The organism is Lacibacter sediminis, assembly GCF_014168535.1.
In the GTDB taxonomy this organism is placed as follows: Bacteria; Bacteroidota; Bacteroidia; order Chitinophagales; family Chitinophagaceae; genus Lacibacter; species Lacibacter sediminis.
The window spans coordinates 3,664,299-3,686,696 of the sequence record NZ_CP060007.1 but is presented as its reverse complement, the minus strand read 5'-3'; the positions used below and the strand labels follow the sequence as shown (position 1 = coordinate 3,686,696).

Genomic DNA, 22,398 nt, shown 5'->3' with positions numbered 1-22,398 from the left:
GTTGAACCACATCAAAGCGCTACATTGTTTGAGTGCCTTCGATGACCTTATTGTCAGCTTTCACCGGATACCATTGATGAAGAATATGATCGCCTACACGCAATGCATTGGCTGCAATAGTGAGCGCAGGATTAAATGCACCACAACTCGGAAAAAAACTGGCATCAACCACATACACATTTTCAAGGTCATGTGTTTTGCAATTATGATCCAGAACTGAAGTTGATGGATCAGTGCCAAAGCGAAGTGTTCCGTTCTGATGACTCATACCACTAATGTCCAGATCATAACCAGCCCATTGTACATCTTTATAATCAGCATCAATTTCACCGAGTTGCTGAAAGATCTGCTTAAGTTTATCTTTCAGTTTTTCATAGGCTGTATAATTGGTGCGTGTATAATGTACTTGGATGCTTCCATCTGTACGAAGTGTAACCCGATTATCAGGTGATGGAAGATCTTCGGCCGTAAGCCAGAAGTCAATCGTCATTTCCTTTAGCTCATTGTATGATTTTTCCGGCGCAATTTTTTCTGCCATCCATAAAATGCTGTCAGGATCATTACGGCCCATCAATTGAATTTCTCCTAACGGATATTTGCTGTCGTCGGCACCATGATAAAAATCTGCAAGGCCAAGACTCTTTTGGAAAACGCTGTCATTCTTCTTTTTTGTAAATGCTACAAGACAACCATTGTGATGAAGCATAAGATTTCGACCAACCTGGTTACTGCTGTTCGCCAATCCTGTTGGATGTAATTCATTTGCGCTCCGAAGAAATAATGCAGCACTGTTTACTGCGCCACATGCCACAATTACCAGTTCGGCTATGAACATCACTTCTTCTTCATTAACAATTGCTTCAACAGCCGTTACACGCTTTCCTGTTTCGTTTGTAACCAAACGTTTTGCGTAGGCATTGGTGAGAAGCGTAACGTTTTGTTTTGCTAATGCTGGTCGTAACACAACAGTATGTGCATCTGCTTTTGATTCAGTAGGGTCGGGAAAGCCATCAAAATTTTCCAACAGAACTGGCGATTCATTTGAATTTATGTCCTGCGGCCTTTTCATTCCCATGGGTAGTGGGAAAGGATGAAGCCCTAACTGTTTCATTTTTTCTGACAGGTCAGCAATTACCGGTTCATAGTGCAGAGGCGGAAAGGGATAGCTGTGAATTGTTTTTGGTTCTGTAGGATCTTTATGACGCTGGCCATGTACATGATATAAAAATTCTGCCTGCGTATAATATGGCGCCAGCGTATTGTATTGAAAAGGCCATGCAGGTGAAGTGCCGCCATAATGTTTCACTTCCATAAAATCACTTTCACGAAAACGAAAAAGTGCAGCACCATACATTTTGCTGTTGCCACCAACATTGTAATGAATGAAAGGTTTAAATGGTTTATTATCCTGGTCGTACCAATGTTCATTGGGACGGTATCGCCCGTTGGTAACAACTTCTTTTGCATCCCAGTTTTCTTTTTCACGGGGAATGAATCCCCCACGTTCAAGAATAAGAATTCGTTTTCCACTTTGCGCAAGTTTGTAGGCGATGGTGCTTCCTCCGCTACCTGTGCCGATGATGATGATATCGTAATGGTTTTGCATACTGTTTTTTAAACTACAAAATGAATCATTTGGCAATAAAGCCGTTGTCAATTATCTGACCAATAGAGAAAGATTATTTTAATGAAATGAATTCGGGTGATAAATCAACTCCTTTACTTCTTTATCTGAGAGAATCACCTATTTTTAATTCAGATGATAGACTGAAATTGTCGTTGTACCTTATCAAGTCGTTCACTTGAATTTTTAATTAAGTATAAGCAGATCGTAATAATGAAACTCGACCTTTATCAAATAGATAGTTTTACCGATAAAATATTCGGAGGTAACCCTGCCTGCGTTGTGCCGCTTGAAAGCTGGTTGCCGGATGATATTCTGTTGAAGATCGCAAAAGAAAATGCGGTTGCTGAAACGGCTTTTTTTATTCCGTTTGCTGGTGCCAATTCAGAGTCAGCCGGCTTCGATCTTCGGTGGTTCACACCTGAAATTGAAATGGATTTATGCGGGCATGCAACACTTGCAACAGCACATGTATTGAAGACATTTCTTAATTACGATGAAAACAGTATAAGCTTTCATTCTAAAAGCGGCATGCTTAAAGTGTCTGTAGCTAAAGACATGTACACGTTAGATTTCCCATCAAGGATGCCGATAGAAACAGAACTGCCGGAAATAATAAAAACTTCACTAAGCATACAACCGCAGGAAGTATTGCATTCAAGAGATTATATACTCGTTTATACAAGTGAAGAGCAGATAATTGATATTCAAATCAACAGGCAGATTCTTGATCAGATCAATCTTGATCCAGGTGGGGTTGTGATTACTGCACAGGGAAATGATTGTGATTTTGTATCAAGATATTTTACACCGCAGGCATCCATATTTGAAGACCCGGTGACAGGGTCATCTCATTGTTCATTGATTCCTTTCTGGAGCAGGAGGCTCAATAAAAAACAGATGACTGCATTGCAACTTTCTGACAGGGTTGGAAAATTATATTGTGAAGATAAAGGGGAACGGGTACTGATCGCCGGCAATGCGAGAACCTATTCAGTTGCAAATATCTGGATTGATTAATCTTTCTGTAATTGACCGAGATTTTTTTGCAGGAATAGATCTATTTTCTCTGCAATGTCTTTCGGGTATTCTTCCAGTGCAAAATGCCCGGTATTATAAAAATTGAATTCAATGTTTTTCAGATCACCAGCATAAGCCAATGCGCCTTCTTTTGTAAAAAATATATCTTTCTCACCCCATACCACTAATGCTGGTGGTTGATATTCCCTGAACATTTTATGGAACAGTGGATAATCTCTTACATTAGTACGGTAATCATAAAACAATTGGTATTGAATTTCTTTTACACCGGGTCTCTCGAGCAGGTATTGATCGAAAGTATATGTGTCTGGTGATATCTTAGATGGATCATCTACGCCGGCAGTGTATTGCAATTTTGTTCCATCAAGTTTCATAAAATCATATACTGCTTTTTTCTTTTGCGGATGATCAGGGTCATTCCAGATAGCTTTTAAAGGAGCCCATGAGTCGGCCAGACCTTCCTCATAGGCATTGCCGTTTTGTATAATAAGACATTGCAGTAATTCCGGACGTTTTGTAACTAAACGAAGTCCGACAGGAGCGCCGTAATCCTGTATGTACATTGAGAATTTCCTGAGGCCAAGTATATCAACAAATGATTCAATAACTGAAGCGATCTGTTCAAAACTGTAGTTGAACTTTTTCGCAGCAGGCACACTGCTATGACCAAACCCCGGATAATCAGGTGCGATCAATCTGTATTTATTATTCAATAAAGGAATCAGGTTACGGAACATGAATGAAGAAGACGGGAATCCATGCAGTAATAAAATAACCGGCGAATCTGCCGGGCCCGACTCACGATAAAACAGATCAACACCGTTAAGCTGAATTGTTTTATGAAAAATGGTCAGGGTAGTATCTCCTGTTGAATGAGTCGTCATTTCTTTTGTTGAGCAGGATGAAAGTATTATAATAATAATGCAAATACGTACTACTATCCCAGGTCTTTTTTTCATTCTCTTCAAAAAATTATTTTGATGTTTTAATGATGCGTTCCACTGCATACTGCCCGCCACCGATCATGAGTAATGCCAATGCCATTCCTATCCATAACAGAAAATATTCAAAGCCTTCGCCTTTTTGGTTGCCAAACCAGTTGCTGAAAAATCCATGTTGAACATGAGATGTGAATACAATACCAACTGCTAGAATAATATAGGCGGCTGCAATGGCTCTTGTGCCAAGCCCTGCAATTAATGCAATTGCGCCAATCGATTCAAGCATGATCACAAGAAATCCGATGATCCATGGTAGCCCAACTGTTCCTGTGAAATATTGCATGGTGCCGGTAAAACCATAGCCGCCGAACCAACCAAATAATTTTTGTGCCCCGTGAGGAAATACTACAAGCCCCAATAAAATTCTTAATGTAATAGCCGCAAGTGAAAGTGGCTGAAGAGAAGAGTTTTTCATTTGTGTATGATTGTTTAAGTGAGCTGCAAAGTGACAATGATAATCGTGGAGCTCGTGTCGGTTAAATGACTTCACCAGAAAAATAATTTAATCTAAAGGATATTCATCATTCAATGCAGAATAACATTTTTTTACATGTACTTATAGCTGCCGGTCTCATATACGACAATCTATTCTTTCAACCTTTCTCAATTTCATAAGTATAAAACAACGTATAATGAAGAGTACTGCTGTTATTGTTTTATTGCTTGTTGTTTCGTCATGTACAAAAGGGAAATTGATACTGCAGGAAGGAAACCTTGTGCCGCATACGGTTGAGCAGGATTCTACAATACCATCTCTTGCTGCAAATGGTACACTTTTTCACGCAGAGACTTTCGGCAATCCTCAAAACAGCATGTTGGTCATTTTGCATGGGGGGCCGGGAAGCGATTATCGTTATCTGTTAAATTGTAAGGAGTTTGCCAGCAAAGGTTACTTTGTGATTTTTTTTGATCAGCGTGGATCGGGTTTGTCTAAACGTCACAATAAAGAAGATTTTTCTATACAACTCATGATCGATGATTTGAATGCTGTTATTCTTCACTATCGAAAATCTTCATCACAAAAACTTTTCTTACTTGGACATTCCTGGGGAGCTATTCTGGCAACGGCCTATATCAATCAGTTTCCATCAACTGTAAATGGTGCAGTTTTTTGTGAGCCCGGTGGATTTAAATGGACGGATATTGAAGCGTATGTTAAAAGAGCAAGAGACATACGATTTACAAGTGAGATTTTAAACGATGCATTTTATCTTGATCAGTTTATTACCGGAAAGAAAGATCAGCATGCAATTCTGGATTATAAAATCGGATTGTTGGCAGGAGCTGAAAGTTCTCCCGATAACCCGACCGGTAACGAGTCTTTATTACCATTCTGGAGAGCTGGTGCAGTAGTAAATAAAGCACTATTTGAACTTGGTGAAAAGCAACGACCGGATTGGAGTGGTAATTTGCACATGTTTGCTCCTCCCGTTTTATTTGTATACAGCGAACGGAACAGAGCCTACGGCTTAGATCATGCAAGGCATGTATCATCTGCGTACCAGCAAGTTCAATTGCAACGAATAGACAATGCCGGTCATGATTTTTTAAGTTTTCCATCAGGCTGGATGCAATTCTTTCCAGTGGCTTTACAGTATTTAAATTCTTTGTAAAATGAAAAGTATAGTTTTTGTTGCGGTTGTATTCAGCAGTTTTGCTGCAAAAGCTCAAACGGTAAATTGGGCGTCAGACCATCGGAGTGTAAGACATCTTGCTTCCGGGCAATTGGCGATTGATAATGCATTAACCTATTCAGTTCAATATGGGTATCGCCTTAAATCAAAACAGCAAACGATTATAAACCTTGAGTATACTGCTCCTTTCGGTAAAACAATGGCTGATGATTTCAATATTAAAACCGGGGCGCAAATCATGTGGATGAAAAAAGGAAATTTCTATTTTGCTTCTGAGTTTCGAGCTGAACTGCGACGATTTGAAAACAGCTATTCCCGTTTAGTAAATATAGGTGCAGATGTTTCAACCACAATCGGCTATTACCGGAAGCACTGGTTTATTGCAGCAGAAGCCGGCTTTGATAAAGCTATACTCACACATTTCAAACATTCAAAAGAATACAAAGAAATTTTTCCTGCAGTGAAGGACGGCTGGTATGAGCCATCAACCGGAGGTATTTTGTATTCAGGTGTTCGTCTTGGCTATTCAACCCGCAACTGCACCTTTTACCTGAAGGCAGGTAGAAAGATTGAGCAGGATTTTCAAACACAGCCGTTGTTGCCTTTCTATGCTCAGATTGGTTTTGTGATTCAGTTTAAAACGATCGGGAGCAAAAAGTGATGTTCAGTTTCCTGTATTACTTTAAAGAATAATGGAAAGTGCGCCGAGTATCAGAAGTGCATCTCTTTAACAATGCGTAACCACTCTGCCACACCCCATGCCTGCGCCACGCAACCTCTCGGCGTATGCGGATTATCAGCATCAACTATTTCTGAAACAGAACCAATGCCTCCTTCGTTGAGATGATAAGCAAACGCATCAATGATTTGTTTGATCTTCTCTTTTACTTCATCGCCACCCACTTTGTAAATGGCATCAGCATAGGGTCCTAACAACCAAGTCCAAACAGTACCTTGGTGATAAGAGCCATCTCGTTTTAATGGTGAACCTCCATACACTCCAACATAACGTTCATCTCCCCGAGCTAAACTTCGTAAACCGACAGGCGTGTACAATTCTCTTGTAATAATATCTAATATGGCTTTTGCTTTCTCTCCTTCAAGTAAAGGGAACGGCAGACTGATGGCAAATAACTGATTGGGGCGAAGAGATGGATCAGGAGTCCCTTCTTCATCGATCACATCATATAAATAGCCCGCTTGTTTGTTCCAGAAGAGTGTTTCAAAACTATGTTTTACTTTTTCAGCACTTAGTTCAACCATTGCTGCATCTTCTTCTTGTTTGTTTTTTCTCAACAGATCGGCAAAAATGCGAAGTGCGTTATACCACAGCGCCTGTACTTCAACGGGCTTGCCCATACGTGGTGTGACAACCCAGTCACCAATACGTGCATCCATCCACGTTAGTTGCTGTCCTTTTTCACCGGCGTATAATAAACAATCTTCTATTACATGAATATTGTAACGTGTTCCTTTAAAATGCCAATCAATCATTTCTTTTAGTACCGGCAACAGTTCTGATAAAACAAACTCTTCATCAGCAGTTGCCGCCAGGTATTTATGTATTGCAATAAAATACCAAAGAGTACCATCTACATTATTATACTCAGGTGGCTCATTGTTATCCTGGAAACGATTAGGCAGCATACCCATGCTCACACTCTGTGCAAAAGCAGAAAGAATTTTCTTAGCATCATTATAACGGCCTGTACTGAGACAAAGTCCGGGTAATGCGATCATCGTATCCCTTCCCCAATCGGTAAACCAATGGTAGCCAGCAATAATTGTTTTGAGATCATCGCCACGTTTTACAATGAATTGATCGGCTGCCAGGAATAATTGTTTTGTTACGTCATCTGTGTTATTATTCAGCAAAGACAGTTTGCGTTGTTCTTCTTTCTGGAATAGCAGTGTTGCATCTTTATCTGAAGGGTCAGTTGTTGAAATAATAATACCTAATGAATCTCCTTTCTGAAGTTGAATGGAGAAGACGCCATGGCTGAGCAGATCTTCCTCGAAATCCAATCCACGGTATTGTTCAACACTGTAATGAAATCGATTGAACCATGCAGGCTGATGCTGATACGTTGCTCCGGAAATTTTTATGAACAGGTTGGTTTCTCCATCTGGCATTGTGTGAAAAACATCATTTTCAAATTCTGCATTCCACTGTAATTGCGGCCCTTCATGCTGTAACGAATGATATCCTCTTGCTGCAACAAATGGTCTTAGCTCAAGTGTGAAAGGCTCTGTTGCTTCTTCAACTTTATAGAGCACAAGCGTTGTATTTTCATTTTGAACCATTGCAATCGTTTTGCTCAGGCGCACATGGCCTGCACGATAGTTCCATTGCGGAAACAACTCTTTACTAAAATGCTGCAGATATTTATTTCCGTTTGGATGAATAGTATTGTTGGGATAAAGATTGGTACCAAGCTCATAACTCACCGGCCCAACAGATGAATTGGTAATGATCGTTTCATCAAGTTTTGAAAGCAGGTTCATCCGTTCAGCAGGTGGTTTGGTGGCAGCAACCAGCAAACCATGATACCTGCGTGTGTTGCAGCCAATGATCGAAGAAGATGACCATCCGCCTAAACCATTTGTTTCGATCCATTCATGACGAATAGCTTCGGGAAAATCTGAAAGTATCGTTTTGTCTTTTTGTAACATGATGATGTTTTTCAATCGCTCAATTGGCAACTTTTAATTTGCTGTTTTTTTCTTTTGCAGGCTGTTCGGTTTTGTTGATACGTTGAATGAGTTCTGCCACAACACCAGTCCATCCTGTTTGGTGCGATGCGCCAACACCTCTTGCAGTATCGCCATGGAAATATTCGTAGAACAAAATAAGATCTTTAAAATGCGGATCGTCTTTATATATTGAGTAATGATCATTTGCAGGGCGATGCCCGTCTTCACCCATTTCAAAAATTGAAACAAGGCGTTTTGAAATTTCTTCTGATATCTCACTCAACATCATCTTATTCCCTGAACCGGTGGGAAACTCAACCTGGCAATCGGGTCCATAATAATCACAATACTGTTTCAGTGCTTTTACCAATAAATAATTCATCGGCATCCAAACAGGTCCACGCCAATTACTGTTTCCTCCAAAGAGAGAAGAAGTACCTTCAGCAGGTTGGTAATCGAGTCCAAATTCCTCTCCATTGATATTTACGGAGTACCCATGTTCATGAATTTTCGAAATAGAACGGATGCCACCTTTACTCAAAAATTCTTTTTCGTCAAGTAATGCTTTCAATAAACGTTGTAAACGATCTTTTGGCACTAGTGACAATAAAATATCATCATGCTGTTTCAGGTTTTCAATAACAAGATATTGTCCGTTGTCTTTGCGGTATTTCTGAAACCATTTTAAACGCCGGTAGAACTCCGGTACTTTTTCGAGTTGTTCTTTCTTCAATACCAATACGGCAAACATAGTAGAGAGACCAACAAGGCTTCTTACTTTCAATGGAATATATCTGCCGTCGGGCATTGCCAATACATCATAAAAGAATCCCTCTTCTTCATCCCAGCTGCCTGTCCAGTTTTCGCCAATGCGGTTCAAGCTTTCAGCGATGTAAACAAAGTGTTCAAAAAACTTCGTGGTTACATCTTCATAGTTTTTATTGTGCTGTGCAATTTCCAATGCCATCTCGAGCATATTCAAACTGTACATCGCCATCCAGCTTGTACCATCGGCCTGTTCCAGCACTCCACCACCGGGAATCATATTGCTTCGGTCAAACACACCAATGTTATCTAAACCAAGAAATCCACCTTCAAATACATTGTTGCCTTTGTGATCTTTTCGGTTTACCCACCAGGTGAAGTTGATCAATAATTTTTGAAATGCCCGTTCCAGAAAATCAATATCGCCTTTGCCGGTTTTTTCTTTTTCCATTTTGTACACCTGCAAACAACTCCATGCATGCACTGGTGGATTCACGTCGCCAAAACTCCATTCATACGCAGGTAACTGACCGTTAGGATGCATATACCATTCACGTAAAAATAAAATGAGTTGTTCTTTTGCAAACTGCGGATCAATCATTGATAGCGGCACGCAATGAAATGCAAGATCCCATGCAGCATACCAGGGATATTCCCATTTATCGGGCATGGAAATAACATCTTCATTATTGAGTGAGTGCCAGTGATGATTACGGCCCGTCTTTCTTGCTTCGGGTGGAGCTATCTGTCCCCTGTCGCCATTGAGCCAACGTGGAATATCAATATTGAAGTATTGCTTACTCCACAACATACCGGCAAATGCCTGTCGTTGAATATTTCGTTGTTCCTTGTTTTCCTTTACAAGAATTGCTTCGTAAAACTCATCAGCTTCTGCGATGCGATTGTTAAATACTTCTTCAGCCTTATCTGCAGATAACGGTTCAACAGGTAATTCTCTACCCAGCCGCAGGTAAATGGTAGTTGATTCGTTTGCAGCAAGATTTTCTTCATACATAGGCGCAAGTTTTGTTCCTTGCTTTTTCTCCTGCAGCAAATCATATTGTTGATCAATAACAGCAGTATGAAATGCATCTTTCACAAATGGAGTTGCATTTGGCTGATCGTATAGCCGCTGTGTATTTGTTTCATTTTCTGTGAAAAGGGTACGAACAGGTTTGTCATAGGAAAAATAGTAGGTGCCCAATTCAGGATGCTGTAATTGTACACTAAAATCATTCAACTGCGTAATGGATGGTTTTTCATCTAATAAGCCAAAGCTCCATAGGTTACGAAACCATAGGGTAGGGAGCAGTGCAAGATATGCAGTTTCATCGGCACGGTTATGAATGCTGATACGGATGTAAATGTCTTCTGCATCCTGTTTGGCATATTCTGTTATTACATCAAAATATTTTCCTTCGTTGAATAAACCGGTATCGAGCAGTTCATATTCTTTTTCAAACCTGTTGCGGTTGCGGTTTGTATTCACAAGATCAGCATAAGGATATTTCTCTTGTGGATACTTATACAAATGCTTCATGTAAGAATGCGTGGGTGTGCTATCGAGATAATAATACAACTCCTTAACATCTTCACCATGATTTCCTTCGTTGCCGGTTAATCCAAATAACCGTTCTTTCAGTATCGGGTCTTTGCCATTCCATAATGCAACTGCAAAACAAATACGTTGCATCTCATCACTAATGCCTGCAATGCCATCTTCACCCCAACGATAAACTCTGCTTCGTGCATGATCATGCGGAAAATAATCCCATGCATTACCATGTTCACTGTAATCTTCACGCACAGTTCCCCACTGCCGTTCACTCAGGTAAGGCCCCCATTTTTTCCAGTTGTTACCTGTCAATCGTTTTTGTTCTGCGTTCATTTTTTTTATTTTGATGTAGGGTTCTATTTTATAATTACCCGTTAAGTTCTCTTGACAATCTTCCAGCTTAACCATTGTCTTCAAAACCCGGATACAACGTCATACCACCATCTACAAACAGCGTAGTGCCGTTAATATAATCTGCATCATCACTTGCCAGCCAGGCAGCAGCTTTGCCAATATCCTCTACTTGTCCAACACGTTTTTGCGGAATAAGTTTTAATAACTGCTGTAAATGTTCGCTTGTATCCCATGCATCATGATTAATGGGAGTAGCAATAGCGCCGGGAGCAATGGAATTGATACGGATATTTTTTGGCGCATATTCCTGTGCAATGGTTTTCATCATCAGATTTACACCTCCCTTGCTTGCTGCATAGTTTGCATGACCGGCCCATGGAATTACTTCGTGTACGCTGCTCATGCAAATGATCTTACCTGCACTTTTCGATTTACCATTAACACCTCTGCGCAAAAATTCTTTAATAGCTTCTCTTGCACAAAGAAACTGGCCGGTAAGATTAACGCCAATAACAAAGTTCCATTGATCCAATGTCATTTCCGTAAAAGGAGCATCTTTTTGCAAGCCTGCATTATTGATAAGTATATCAACTGTTCCAAATTGGTTGACGACATCTGCGAACATTTGCTTTACCTGGTCTTCTTTGCTTACATCACATTGGTAGCTGATGGCTTTGCCACTGTTGGCGGCAATGTCTGCTACAACTTTCTCAGCCATTTCTTTTCCGTTTATAACGGGATAGTTTACCACAACTGTTGCGCCTTCCTTTGCAAGTTCTTTCGATACACCTGCGCCGATGCCACTGCTGGCACCTGTAACAATAGCTATTTGTCCTTTTAATTTTTGATTCATATCATTTTAATAAAGTGTTGAATAATGTAATGGCTGTTTATATTCTTTATAATCGGCTAGTCCCTGTTTAATCAGTTGTAATTCAAAATCGGTAACAATATTCAAATAGTTTTGATAGGCTTCTTCTGCAGAATTATATGGATTCAAGGGGTCGGGAATTGTATATTTTTCCGGCGACATATAACTGAAGTAGTCGGATGCCTGTAACAATTTCCATGTTTTTCTAAGTTCCGGATTATTGCTTTTGTTTATGGCCGTTTCAAGACTGAAAATTTTATGCAGCATTTTATTCTGCATCGCATTTTCACAACGGCTGCTGCTGTTCCCTCCGTTTGTTGCCCACGAAATGGTTTCACTCACATCATACACATCGTTTGATGGATATGTGGGAAGTATTGCTGTAGGCGTTGCAAACAACCAATCGGGGTTTTGTAAAATGTGGCCGGGCAAGGCTTCAAGAAAATCAAAAATGCCTGTTTCTTTTGTTTTGTAAATGCCAAAGGTTTGATAGTCGAGCATCAGGTTGATACATTCTGTGTCTGCGGGATGTGCATGTATCCATGATGCAAATTTTTCGGCTGTCAATGGACACTCTGGCCATTCTTCATCAGCAAAACGAAATGCAATATCATCACTCATCCTGAAGTTACGGAGCAATAGCGGAATTTTATTACCAGGACTGGTATAGGTTTTGTTTCGTGAACGCTGATGCAGTAACTGATCGACAGATTCACAGAACATTCCTTCAAAACCAAGTGAATGAATAAAGGTTGCTAGATTATTATCATGGATCAGTTCTGTATTTCGGAACACTGTTGGAGTTACGTTGAGCAATTCCTCAACTATCGCTTTATGTTTTTCTACCTGGCGTTTAAATTCGGTACGTGAATAGAGCCAGCTTGCAGAATTGTTACATGACTCTCCAAGTATTTCAACACAACCTGTTTTTACAAGGCGTTTAAATTGTTCCAGCACATCAGGACGGTAAAGCTCCAGTAGTTCAAACATAATTCCACTGATTGAAAATGCTGCTTTGAAATTTCCCCCGTACTCTTTGATTAATTTTAATAGAAGGCGGTTGGCAGGCATAAGACAATCTTCAGCAATACGGTTTAGTTGAGCAACAGTAGCTTCTTCGTCAAAATAATTATGAAGCAACCCTACATCTCTGGATGTATAGTTTGCTAACGCATAAGGTTGATGCACCCTGAATATGAATGATACAAATGGCATATTTAGATCCGGTTGTTAAGAATTTCAGAAGAATGGCTCTGTGGAAACAGAACCATTATTTCCTAACCCTAAATCAATCTGTGAGAAAGGTTTAATGAATGCAAAGCTAATTGGCATGGTACGGTTATACTGTCTTGTTATTTACAGTTATAGTAAATTAATTGCTTAATTCCAGATGAACTGATCGTTCAGTTCAATGTGTTTACGGTTGTAAAATAAAAGCCCCTCATCTCTCAGTTCATTAAAAAGCACATTTACACTTTGTCTGCTTGTTGCAATTACATTCGCAATGTCAGTATGCGTTAAATAATTATTGAGGATAATTTTATCACCAACACGGTTGCCATCCGTCATAGCCCAGTTTTTGATAAAACGGATCAGGCGGCTCTTTGCATCACGAAATACCAGGTCGGAATGCTTTGATTCAAGTTTGCGTAATTTTTTATTGACCAGATTTGCGTATGCTATTGCAATTGCGGGGTTGTGATGCATTATCTGCTTCAGATCACCAATAGTGAAGATGCACACCACTGTATTTGCTGTAAGTGCTTCAGCATATTCATCAATAACTGTATTGCCTTCCATACTCAAGTCACCGAAAATATCAGGTGCCGTTAAAATGTCTTTGATAAGCTCACTGCTGTCGTCGTTGTTGATCTCGGCAATTTTTATTTTTCCCTGGATGAGCAGAAATATCTTGCTGAAGCTCGCATCTCCATACCCAAAGCTTTCATTACGGTAAATGGTTTTTACTTTCATTAAATCAGAAGCCTGTTGAATGCTTTGCTCAGTTGCATTAGCAAAGAGAGGGTGGCTTTTTAAATAAGCATACTTAATTTCCGGTGACATGGTTTTCTGTTTTAAAGGTTTAATGTTTATGATTAATGGTCTGTTCAGTTTGCGATGCGATTGATAACTGTTTGCAGAATTGTTTTTAATTCTCTGTGACTCTCTGCAAAAAGTAATGTTGCCACTGTTTTGTTGTTTTTGTAATTGACATCAGGCAGCTGTATCAGGCCCAGCTCGTATTCACTCATTTCTTCAATTTCAAACAGCTGTAAAGAGGTAAAACTTCCGAAATGCTGTTGGTACCATGCTTTTAGATCGTTACGCATAACAAATGTGATTTAGTTAGTTTTTTCATCTGTGTTGTCAAAAAGTGCATGTTCTATTTTTTCGATCAACAGCTGTTTTGATGTTAATCCTATTGTATGATCAACCACAGTTCCTTTTTTAAACAGCAGGATCGTAGGGAGTTCCATAATGCCGAAGCGTTCAGCAAGGCTGTTATCGTGCTCTGTATCTACAATAAAAAAATTGGCTACACCACGGTAGGTGATCGATAATTCTTTGTAAAATGGTTCCACTATCTGAGAGGCTCCGCTCCATTTAGTTTTAAATTTCACCACGCATAAAAATTTGCTCTCCGTTACTTTCGTTTGAAATTCTTCAGTTGTAATTTGCTTTGGCATAATGTAAAATTTCGGCATGGTATTTAAGGCCAACGCTATGCCGCATTTATTTCGGAGAACCGTGGTTGCCCTGAAATGCTTTGCAGTAAAGGGTTTCGTGATTTTTTACTTGTGTCTTTTGCAAATTGTTGAGTGTCTTTTCATCCCAATCTGTTGGGACTTTCCCATTAGATTGGGATTTTTCCTTTGGGAATATTCTGGTCGTTCTTTTTTTTTATTGAAAGATGAAAAAAAGCCATCCGTTGTGGATGGCTGGATATTTTATGAGATAGTAAAGCATCATTTTGGCCTTGTGATGCCGAGTTTTTTCATACGTGCTTCCAGTGTTGTGGCATTAAGACCTAAAATTTTTGCAGCTCCTTTTTCGCCACTTACTTTCCAGTTGGTTCTTTGTAAGGTTTCGATGATGTGGTCCTTTTCAACATCTTCTAAGGTTTGTTTTGATGACGAAGTCTGATGTGCTGTCGATATTCCGGAAGCTGCAGGTATCCAATCGCCATATTCAAGGACAGAACCTTTCGAAAGGATCAATGCACGTTCAATTAAATTCTCCAGTTCACGAACATTGCCAGGCCAGCTGTATTGGTGAAGGGCATTTAAAACATCCGGAGCAACTTCAGTTATTTTTCTGCCCATTTTTGTTTCATGCTTACGGATGAAATGTTTTAGGAGTAATGGAATATCTTCTTTACGGTCACGCAATGGTGGAGTGATGATGGGGAAAACGTTCAGGCGGTAATAGAGATCTTCACGAAATTCTTTTTTCTCGATGGCTGTTTGAAGATTTCGATTAGTAGCTGCAATAATGCGAACGTTTACTTTCATTGTTTTAGGATTGCCCAATCGTTCAAATTCACCTTCCTGCAATACACGCAGCAGTTTTGCCTGCAATTCAACCGGCAGCTCTCCAATTTCATCTAAGAAAATTGTACCTGTATCCGCCAACTCAAAACGACCGATCTTTCTTTCCATAGCACCTGTAAATGCACCTCGTTCATGACCAAACAATTCACTTTCGATCAGATTGGCAGGAAGTGTAGCACAGTTTACTTTTACCAAAGGACGTTTGTTGCGTTTGCTGATATTGTGAATGGCCCTTGCAATTAATTCCTTTCCGGTTCCCGATTCTCCAAGTATTAAAACAGTTGCGTCAGTGGAAGCCACCTGTTCAATTTGCTGCAATACCTTATGAAAGTTTTTGCTGGTGCTCACAATATCTTCAAAGTTGTGATTGTATTTAATTTCTTCCTGCAGATATTGGTTCTGCGCTTTTAAACGGACCTGTTCCTGTTCCATCAACACACGTTCAGTAATATCAATGAACATTGTTCTTGTAAATTGTCCACCAACATCCGGGTTCGACCACCATTGTATCCATATTGGAGCTCCTGTATCTTTGCGCCTCAATTCAAGTACAATTCCACTTGTGTCCGTTCCTCTTCCAATAGAAGCAAACGCTTCATTAAGCCGTTGCTGTGCATCAGGAGTGTTGGGTACAAGTGAACTGCCATAAGTAAAAGGCACTTCCTCCGGCTTAACCCCTAATATTTTAAGGGCCGCCCTGTTTGCTTTTATAAATTTCGAATCGAGACCTTCATGTACATAAGCAATTGGTGCCTGTTCAAACAAATCTTTATAACGTTGATCACTTTCTTTTAAACTAAGGTCTAATGCTTTGTTGAGTTCTTCCAGTTTTTTCAGTGCAGCCAGTCTGTCCATTTCAGCGCCTGCTCTTGCGGCAAAAATGCGGAGTATGTTTGATTGGTTCTGATCGCTCGTCATAGGGACACTATCCAGAGCAGCAATATGTCCCAATACTTCACCTGTTTCAGGGCTGTTAATGGGAACAGCTATATATGATTGAATACCTTTTTCGCCCGGGAAGCTTTTTTCAAGTTCGTCAGCACAGAAATAATCTTTTCCATTCATTACATATTGGCAAGGTGTGCCTTCAAGATCATATTCAATATTTTCCAGCACTTGTTTACGATCAACATATGAAATGGTACGTACTCTCGTTTTTTCTTCATTGGCACATTCAGATACAAGTGCATAACGAACACCTAAAACTTCGGTAACAATTTTTGTGAGCCCTTGCAGGTAATCCATACCTGTGAGAGCTGCAGTGCCTTCGGAAATGATGCGTAATATATCTTCTTCCTTTTTCTTTTTACGTATATCTCTTACAATACTGCACGAAAACTCCTGTCCGTTATATTCGATATAATTTCCTGTTATTTCAACTTCGTAGAAATAACCTTCTTTGTGAAGATGTTTTGCTTCAAACGTAATTTTTTTTGCTTTCCTTAGTTTTTTCCAGAACCCAGGAAAATCCTGAACAATTTCAGACGGGTTAAGTTCAGGTACTTTCATAGTTAGCAATTCGTCACGACTTCTTCCCGTCATGTGAGTTGCCATTTCATTTACTTCAATGATATTACCGTTGGCATTCACCCAAAATACTGCTTCGTGAAGATTGCGTAAGGTTTGCCGGTATAATTCGATGTCATATTTTTTTTGTTCGAGTTCTTTTTCAGATTGCATTCGCTCCAGTTCACTTGCCAGTTGTGCTGCAAAAATTTTAAGAATAGCTACCCGGTTTTTTTTATCAGTTATCGGGTTTGGATCTGATGCAGCAATATGACCAAGCATTTCACCTGTGAGTTTGCTGATGATAGGAACGGCCACATATGCTTCAATTCCTGCTGTTCCCTGATGGAATTTTTTGACACCTTTTGGTAAATAGTATGCATCGCCATTTACGACCATACTGCATGCTGATTCTGCGGTATTATATTCAATATTATCCAGCACTTTGTCGCCCTCAACAAAGGCAACGGTACGTAACCTTGTTTTTTCCTTGTTGGCGCACTCTACAACAAAGCAATAGCGCATATTAATAATAGGAGGTATTTTCTTTGCGAGTTCAACTATAAAATCATGGCCAGAAAGACCAAGGGTGGCATCTGCTACCTGAGCAAGCAGGCTTTCTGCTAATTGTTTATGATCTGACGAGTCGACCATTTAGCTCTGAAATTGAGGGTTTGTTTAAAGTTACAAATTCAAACCGGAAAATTACCTTAAGCAAGTTGCTGAAATGTCGGAGAGATGACAGTGTAACAGTAATCATATTTGATTCAGGTATTTAATTTCGGATTCATTCGGGATGGACTGAAAATTTATTAACTGATAGATTATCAGAAGTCTGGTGATTATGAATATCTGATTTGAAGGGTAGATTTGTTTGGCTTCACTAATCTGTAATAGCATTAGTACAACAAGATTATAGAGAAGATCGCCTATTACCGGAGCTGAAGCAGAGCTTACTTGGATGCCTGTAAAAGTTTTGTCTATTTGGTAACTGAGTTAATGGGGTGAAAGGAGTTTTTGGTTATCCTCAGTCTTCTTTCAAAAAGTTATCTGCGATGCTTAACAACTTTGTAGCAACGAATCCAGATTTACTAAAATTGACAAATCTTCCCTCAAATGGTTCACATTCGGTTCTCTTTTCTCCACACCTTAAAAGACAACCCTTCAAAAAGTCGGGTTGTCTTTTAAACAGGATTAACCAGCTTTCGAACCAGTATAGTTCAGCTGGTTAATAATATTATTGAGATTGAGATCCGATATTCGTTAACCCTTCTGAGTATATTTTCCCAGTCTTGAGATCTTTTAAAGCAAATCCATCGATAACACCAATCCCACCAAAAGTTATACGCATACCATAGAATTTCTTCAGTGGAATACGATAAGCGGTTTCATGAACTATTTTGTCATTAATAAAAAGGGTGGCTTTCTTATTAACAACTTTCAATTTTATTCGACCACCTGCAGTGAGATCTACGCCAAGAAAACTCAGGTCTTCTCTTTCGCCTTCATGATGAATTTCGGAAAAATTCAGTAATGCCCAGGTTACACAACCTGGTTTGATGAACCTGGCAACGTGACTCGATTGTTCACCATAAATTGTTATATCCGCTTGCGAACAACGTATTCCCGGGCGTGGAAGAGAGGTGCTTACCCACAGATTTAATTCAAAATTATCAGCATCAACAGGTAACGGTTTTGTGTTTACAAAATGCACAAAGAAGGCTTTGCTTGTGTCAACACCTGCGGAGCTTACTTCGTTTGCCGTTACTTCAAGCTTGCCGGTTTTGGTATAGCGATTAATGTTAACGGGATACACTTTTGAAGTATCGAATTGTAATTGTGCGGTAGCTGTCCACCCGTTTGTTTTGAGATAAACCGATACAGAGTCAACCGGAGTTCCATTGTATTTCAAACGTGCATAGTATCGGCCGGGTACTTCATAATAATGTGAAATGGTTAAACCGTCATCTATTTCTTTCTCCCGATGATTATCACCAAAATCAATCGTAAACTTGTCTTTATCTCCTTTAAAACTATTTGCAAGTTTTATGGTAAATGTAGTTGAGTGAGGTGCTTCACCTTCCGGCTTACTGCAAAGCAAGTCGACATCAGCAGAAGTAACGGTTTGGACTGATTTGTTTTTTTGCAAAGCCCAAAAAATAATCACAGCGATGAATATTAACGCAGCTATTATGTAGATATTCCTTCCTTTTTTAGAAACGGTTTTTGCTGAGATATTTTTTGTTGACTCATCAACCGGCTCTTCTTCTTTCGTTGCAACAGGTTTAGGGTATTTTGCTACAAATGTATCCCAATCATTATAGCCATTGTATTGCACAAGTGCATCACGTGTTGCTTTTTGAGGATAATACCTGTCGGTTGTTTTGAGCTTGCCGAAAATACGCTTCAATGTACTTGGGCTTATTTGCACATTCGTTTGTCTGAAAAGCTGACCACTTAAACGCAGGTAATCTCCGTTTGTCCAGCTCTCAAATGATGCCTTTCCAACTTTTTCTGCTGCCATACGACAACAAAGGTCTAAATGATAGAACGATTCCTTGCTTTCGTATTGTTCATTTTGCTGTGGCATGGGTTTGCAAAATACTTATTTGCAGTTAGTTAAGTTGTTCAAAGTTTTGGTTTTGTATTGCACAGGCCAAAAGTTGGAATACCCTGCACTGCAAATCTAAATTTATATCCTCATTTATTTTTTAAGCCTTTCCTGCTAAAGTCTCAAATCTAAAAACGATTGCACAATGAAACAAAAACTGCTGTTATTCTTTTCCCTCTGCCTTTTACTTACTCTACCCGTGCTGGCACAAAACAAAACAATAAAGGGTACTGTAACCGATGCCGCCAGCAATCTGCCATTGGCAGGTGTTAGTGTGGTAGCTGAGGGCACCACCGTTGGTACTACAACAAACGAATCAGGTCAATTCACATTACAGGTTGCCACAACTGTAAAAAAATTGACGATAACCTTTGTGAATTACCGAACCACAACTGTGGACATTACGGAAGACAATCTTTCCATCCGTCTTGCTGCTGAAGTAAAAGGTATGGATGAAGTGGTAGTAGTTGGTTATGGTACACAAAAGAAAAAAGATCTCACCGGCTCTGTATCAACCATTGGCGCAAAAGATGTTGGAGGCCGTCAAACAGTTCAGGTATCGGAAGCATTGCAGGGAAGTATTTCCGGTGTTTCTGTTACACGCAGTAGCGGCGCCCCCGGTTCAGGGGCATCTATCCGCATACGTGGTATTACCACTACCGGTGAAAATAGTCCGTTGATTTTGGTTGATGGTGTTCCTGTTAACAGCATCGATAATGTAAATCCAAATGATGTTGAAAGTATTTCTGTTTTGAAAGATGCAGCTTCAGCGGCAATCTATGGTTCAAGAGGTGCGGCCGGTGTAGTACTGGTCACCACCAAGCGTGCAAAGAATGGTCAGTCAAGTCTTGAATATAATTATGAGTATGCCGTGCAAACGCCAACATCATTACCATCCTTTGTTGGTGTGCAGGATTACATGCGCTATTTTAATGAGCAGTCGGTCAACGATGGCGCATCATCAGGGCCCTATCCACAGGCGTTTATTAATTCTTACCTCGATAGTAACAAAGTAAGCCCCGACAGATTTCCAAATACCGATTGGCAACGTGCAACAATGAAGTACAGGTTTGCACCACGTGAGCGGCACGACCTTGTATTTACAATGGGTACTGGTAAACTGAAAACAAAAGCTTCGTTGGGTTATCAGAATGCAGGTGCGTTTTATGATAACTTTAATTATAACCGTTACCTGGTGCGTCTCAACAATGATCTGCAGATCAATGACCGCATTTCAGTAAATCTTGACATTGCATATAGACGTACCACAACAAAGTCAACAGTTTCAACACCGGGTTTTGGCAGTCCTGTGTACGAAGGAAGAGTACTGCCACCTATTTATGATGATTATTATTCTGACGGACGATATGCTCCGGGCAAAGATGGACGTAATCCGCTTGCACAGATTTACGAAGGTGGTTTTGGTAAGAGTACACAAAGCCAACTGCTTGGCAGGTTAGCCATTAATGTGAAACCTATTAAAGATCTTACATTAACTGCTTTGATTTCGCCCAGTTTTGATTTTGATAAAAATAAAACCTTTGCAAAGCAAATCAGGTTCACAGATATTAACGATCCGTCACGTGTAATTTTCACAAACCTCCGTTCAACTACTTTCTTAAACGAGGGCCGCACAGAAAACCTGATCATGAACGGACAGTTTCTTGCAAACTATCGTAAAGACATTGGTAAGTATCACAGCATTGAGGCATTGGCAGGTTATGAAGAAAATTATAATTACTTCGAATCGATTTCTGCATCAAGAGATGGATTTCCGTTAACAACATTTCCCTACCTGAGTGTTGGCTCGCAGGAATTCCGTGACAACTCAGGCAATGCTTCAGAATCGGCGCTACGTTCATTTTTTGGGAGAGTGAATTATAGTTTTAATGATCGCTATTTTATTCAGGGTAATATACGTTACGATAAATCTTCACGCTTTGGAAAGAACTATCGTGATGCAATGTTCCCATCTGTGTCTGCCGGCTGGGTGCTTTCAGAAGAAACATTTTTGAAAGATGTAAAGTGGCTTTCATTTCTTAAACTGCGTGCTTCTTACGGCGAAGCGGGCAACGAGCGTATAGGTAATTATCCCTACCAGGCTTCACTTGCTGCAAGCACAGCTTTGTTTTATCAGGGCACTGCAGTTGTGCCACTTACAGGTTATGCACAAACTGATTTTGCCATTGAAGATATCAGTTGGGAAACAACCAGCACTACCGATGTTGGTATCGACATGACATTACTTAACAGCAGGCTTACAGTTACTGCAGATTATTTTGTTCGCAGAACAAGAGACATTCTTCTCATCTCTGACATTCCAAACTATGTTGGCTTTAATGATCCATATGACAACCTGGGTACGATAGGTGCAAAAGGTTGGGAGATTGAATTGGGTTGGAGAGATCATTTTGGTAAAGTGAATTATTCTGTAGCTGCAAACCTGTCTGATGCAAAAACAGAAGTGATTACAATCAGTAACCCCGGCTCATTGGGAAGTATCGTAAACCTGAAAGGTTATGAATTTAATTCGTGGTATGGTTACAGATCCGGCGGCATTTTCCAGAATGCAGGAGAAGTAGCAGCAAGCCCGGTGTTCCCTAATACAAAGCCGGGTGATATGAAGTACAATGATTTGAATAAAGATGGCAGTATCAGTTCAGATAAAGACAGAGAAGTATTAGGTGGTTCATTGCCAAGATATATTTATGGTGGTAATATCCGTCTTGACTATCAAAATTTTGATTTCGGATTGGTATTTCAGGGAGTAGGTAAAAAACTGAGTTTATTACCAAGTGAATCTATACAGCCATTTGCTGAAGCATTTGGTAATATGCCGAGCGCAATGGTGGGCCGTTTATGGAGTGTAAACAATTCAGCAGAACAAAATAAAGCAGCAACGTTTCCCCGTTTGTCAAGAACATCAAATGGTAACAACTACCTGGTGTCAGATCATTGGCTTGTGAACGGTGCATATTTCAGAGTAAAGAATATTACGCTTGGCTATAGTATGAGACAGGCATTTCTGAAACGGGCTGCTGTGCAATCAATCCGCTTTTATGCTGCTGTAAATGATCTGTTCTCTATTCATCATTTCCCGAAATACATTGGTGCCGATCCTGAAGCGGCCAACTTAGGTTATCCGATTGTTACAACCATTATGGGTGGCATAAGCGTTAGGTTTTAAATGA

At 39.9% G+C, this 22,398-nt stretch carries 16 protein-coding genes; 4 read left to right on the top strand and 12 right to left on the bottom strand.

Annotated elements, in window-relative coordinates:
• Positions 1-19: 19 nt before the first annotated feature.
• Entirely contained in the window at positions 20-1,606 is a 1,587-nt protein-coding gene (locus H4075_RS15535) for a GMC oxidoreductase (protein WP_182801747.1), read from the bottom strand.
• Positions 1,607-1,837: 231 nt separating this feature from the next.
• Between H4075_RS15535 and H4075_RS15530 the strand changes: the two genes are divergently transcribed.
• A complete protein-coding gene (locus H4075_RS15530) occupies positions 1,838-2,644 on the top strand; it encodes a PhzF family phenazine biosynthesis protein (RefSeq protein ID WP_182801746.1) in 807 nt (268 codons plus the stop codon).
• On the opposite strand, the gene H4075_RS15525 is transcribed toward H4075_RS15530, so the two are convergent.
• The gene (locus H4075_RS15525; protein WP_255460206.1) at positions 2,641-3,624 is read right to left on the bottom strand and encodes an alpha/beta fold hydrolase; all 984 of its coding nucleotides are present in this window, start codon (positions 3,622-3,624) and stop codon (positions 2,641-2,643) included. The two genes, H4075_RS15530 and H4075_RS15525, sit on opposite strands and share 4 nt — an antisense overlap.
• Positions 3,625-3,637: 13 nt before the next feature.
• Positions 3,638-4,081, bottom strand: coding sequence for a DoxX family protein (locus tag H4075_RS15520; protein ID WP_182801745.1), 444 nt, complete (start codon positions 4,079-4,081; stop codon positions 3,638-3,640).
• 217 nt (positions 4,082-4,298) lie between these two features.
• Here H4075_RS15520 and H4075_RS15515 point away from each other — a divergent pair, with 217 nt between their 5' ends.
• Complete coding sequence (locus H4075_RS15515) at positions 4,299-5,279, top strand: alpha/beta fold hydrolase (protein ID WP_220494774.1); 981 nt, start codon at positions 4,299-4,301, stop codon at positions 5,277-5,279.
• Between the two features lies 1 nt (position 5,280).
• Entirely contained in the window at positions 5,281-5,961 is a 681-nt protein-coding gene (locus tag H4075_RS15510) for a hypothetical protein (RefSeq protein WP_182801744.1), read from the top strand.
• A gap of 50 nt (positions 5,962-6,011) precedes the next feature.
• Here H4075_RS15510 and H4075_RS15505 read toward each other — a convergent pair whose 3' ends face one another.
• From H4075_RS15505 to H4075_RS15465, 9 genes are all read right to left on the bottom strand, one after another.
• A complete protein-coding gene (locus H4075_RS15505; protein ID WP_182801743.1) occupies positions 6,012-7,973 on the bottom strand; it encodes an amylo-alpha-1,6-glucosidase in 1,962 nt (653 codons plus the stop codon).
• Positions 7,974-7,992: 19 nt separating this feature from the next.
• The gene (locus H4075_RS15500) at positions 7,993-10,647 is read right to left on the bottom strand and encodes an MGH1-like glycoside hydrolase domain-containing protein (protein ID WP_182801742.1); all 2,655 of its coding nucleotides are present in this window, start codon (positions 10,645-10,647) and stop codon (positions 7,993-7,995) included.
• Positions 10,648-10,714: 67 nt separating this feature from the next.
• Positions 10,715-11,521, bottom strand: coding sequence for an SDR family oxidoreductase (locus H4075_RS15495; RefSeq protein ID WP_182801741.1), 807 nt, complete (start codon positions 11,519-11,521; stop codon positions 10,715-10,717).
• Positions 11,522-11,527: 6 nt separating this feature from the next.
• Positions 11,528-12,754, bottom strand: a complete 1,227-nt coding sequence (locus tag H4075_RS15490) for a glycoside hydrolase family 57 protein (protein ID WP_182801740.1) — start codon at positions 12,752-12,754, stop codon at positions 11,528-11,530.
• Positions 12,755-12,919: 165 nt separating this feature from the next.
• Entirely contained in the window at positions 12,920-13,603 is a 684-nt protein-coding gene (locus H4075_RS15485) for a Crp/Fnr family transcriptional regulator (protein ID WP_182801739.1), read from the bottom strand.
• A 44-nt stretch (positions 13,604-13,647) separates the two neighbouring features.
• Positions 13,648-13,869, bottom strand: coding sequence for a hypothetical protein (locus tag H4075_RS15480; RefSeq protein ID WP_182801738.1), 222 nt, complete (start codon positions 13,867-13,869; stop codon positions 13,648-13,650).
• A 12-nt stretch (positions 13,870-13,881) separates the two neighbouring features.
• Positions 13,882-14,226 carry a thioredoxin family protein gene (locus H4075_RS15475; protein WP_182801737.1) on the bottom strand — a complete coding sequence of 115 codons (345 nt, stop codon included), beginning with the start codon at positions 14,224-14,226 and terminating at the stop codon, positions 13,882-13,884.
• 279 nt (positions 14,227-14,505) lie between these two features.
• A complete protein-coding gene (locus H4075_RS15470; RefSeq protein ID WP_182801736.1) occupies positions 14,506-17,250 on the bottom strand; it encodes a sigma 54-interacting transcriptional regulator in 2,745 nt (914 codons plus the stop codon).
• A 583-nt stretch (positions 17,251-17,833) separates the two neighbouring features.
• Complete coding sequence (locus H4075_RS15465; protein WP_182801735.1) at positions 17,834-19,186, bottom strand: hypothetical protein; 1,353 nt, start codon at positions 19,184-19,186, stop codon at positions 17,834-17,836.
• A gap of 166 nt (positions 19,187-19,352) precedes the next feature.
• Between H4075_RS15465 and H4075_RS15460 the strand changes: the two genes are divergently transcribed.
• Positions 19,353-22,394, top strand: a complete 3,042-nt coding sequence (locus H4075_RS15460) for a SusC/RagA family TonB-linked outer membrane protein (protein WP_182801734.1) — start codon at positions 19,353-19,355, stop codon at positions 22,392-22,394.
• Positions 22,395-22,398: the final 4 nt, after the last annotated feature.

Excerpts from the sequence above, each read along its gene's own strand:
- H4075_RS15530 (WP_182801746.1), top strand. The coding sequence starts at position 1,838 with ATGAAACTCGACCTTTATCAAATAGATAGTTTTACCGATAAAATATTC.
- H4075_RS15465 (WP_182801735.1), bottom strand. The coding sequence starts at position 19,186 with ATGCCACAGCAAAATGAACAATACGAAAGCAAGGAATCGTTCTATCAT.
- H4075_RS15505 (WP_182801743.1), bottom strand. The coding sequence starts at position 7,973 with ATGTTACAAAAAGACAAAACGATACTTTCAGATTTTCCCGAAGCTATT.
- H4075_RS15520 (WP_182801745.1), bottom strand. The coding sequence starts at position 4,081 with ATGAAAAACTCTTCTCTTCAGCCACTTTCACTTGCGGCTATTACATTA.
- H4075_RS15535 (WP_182801747.1), bottom strand. The coding sequence starts at position 1,606 with ATGCAAAACCATTACGATATCATCATCATCGGCACAGGTAGCGGAGGA.
- H4075_RS15485 (WP_182801739.1), bottom strand. The coding sequence starts at position 13,603 with ATGTCACCGGAAATTAAGTATGCTTATTTAAAAAGCCACCCTCTCTTT.
- H4075_RS15495 (WP_182801741.1), bottom strand. The coding sequence starts at position 11,521 with ATGAATCAAAAATTAAAAGGACAAATAGCTATTGTTACAGGTGCCAGC.
- H4075_RS15510 (WP_182801744.1), top strand. The coding sequence starts at position 5,281 with ATGAAAAGTATAGTTTTTGTTGCGGTTGTATTCAGCAGTTTTGCTGCA.
- H4075_RS15525 (WP_255460206.1), bottom strand. The coding sequence starts at position 3,624 with ATGAAAAAAAGACCTGGGATAGTAGTACGTATTTGCATTATTATTATA.
- H4075_RS15515 (WP_220494774.1), top strand. The coding sequence starts at position 4,299 with ATGAAGAGTACTGCTGTTATTGTTTTATTGCTTGTTGTTTCGTCATGT.
- H4075_RS15475 (WP_182801737.1), bottom strand. The coding sequence starts at position 14,226 with ATGCCAAAGCAAATTACAACTGAAGAATTTCAAACGAAAGTAACGGAG.
- H4075_RS15490 (WP_182801740.1), bottom strand. The coding sequence starts at position 12,754 with ATGCCATTTGTATCATTCATATTCAGGGTGCATCAACCTTATGCGTTA.
- H4075_RS15470 (WP_182801736.1), bottom strand. The coding sequence starts at position 17,250 with ATGGTCGACTCGTCAGATCATAAACAATTAGCAGAAAGCCTGCTTGCT.
- H4075_RS15500 (WP_182801742.1), bottom strand. The coding sequence starts at position 10,647 with ATGAACGCAGAACAAAAACGATTGACAGGTAACAACTGGAAAAAATGG.
- H4075_RS15480 (WP_182801738.1), bottom strand. The coding sequence starts at position 13,869 with ATGCGTAACGATCTAAAAGCATGGTACCAACAGCATTTCGGAAGTTTT.
- H4075_RS15460 (WP_182801734.1), top strand. The coding sequence starts at position 19,353 with ATGAAACAAAAACTGCTGTTATTCTTTTCCCTCTGCCTTTTACTTACT.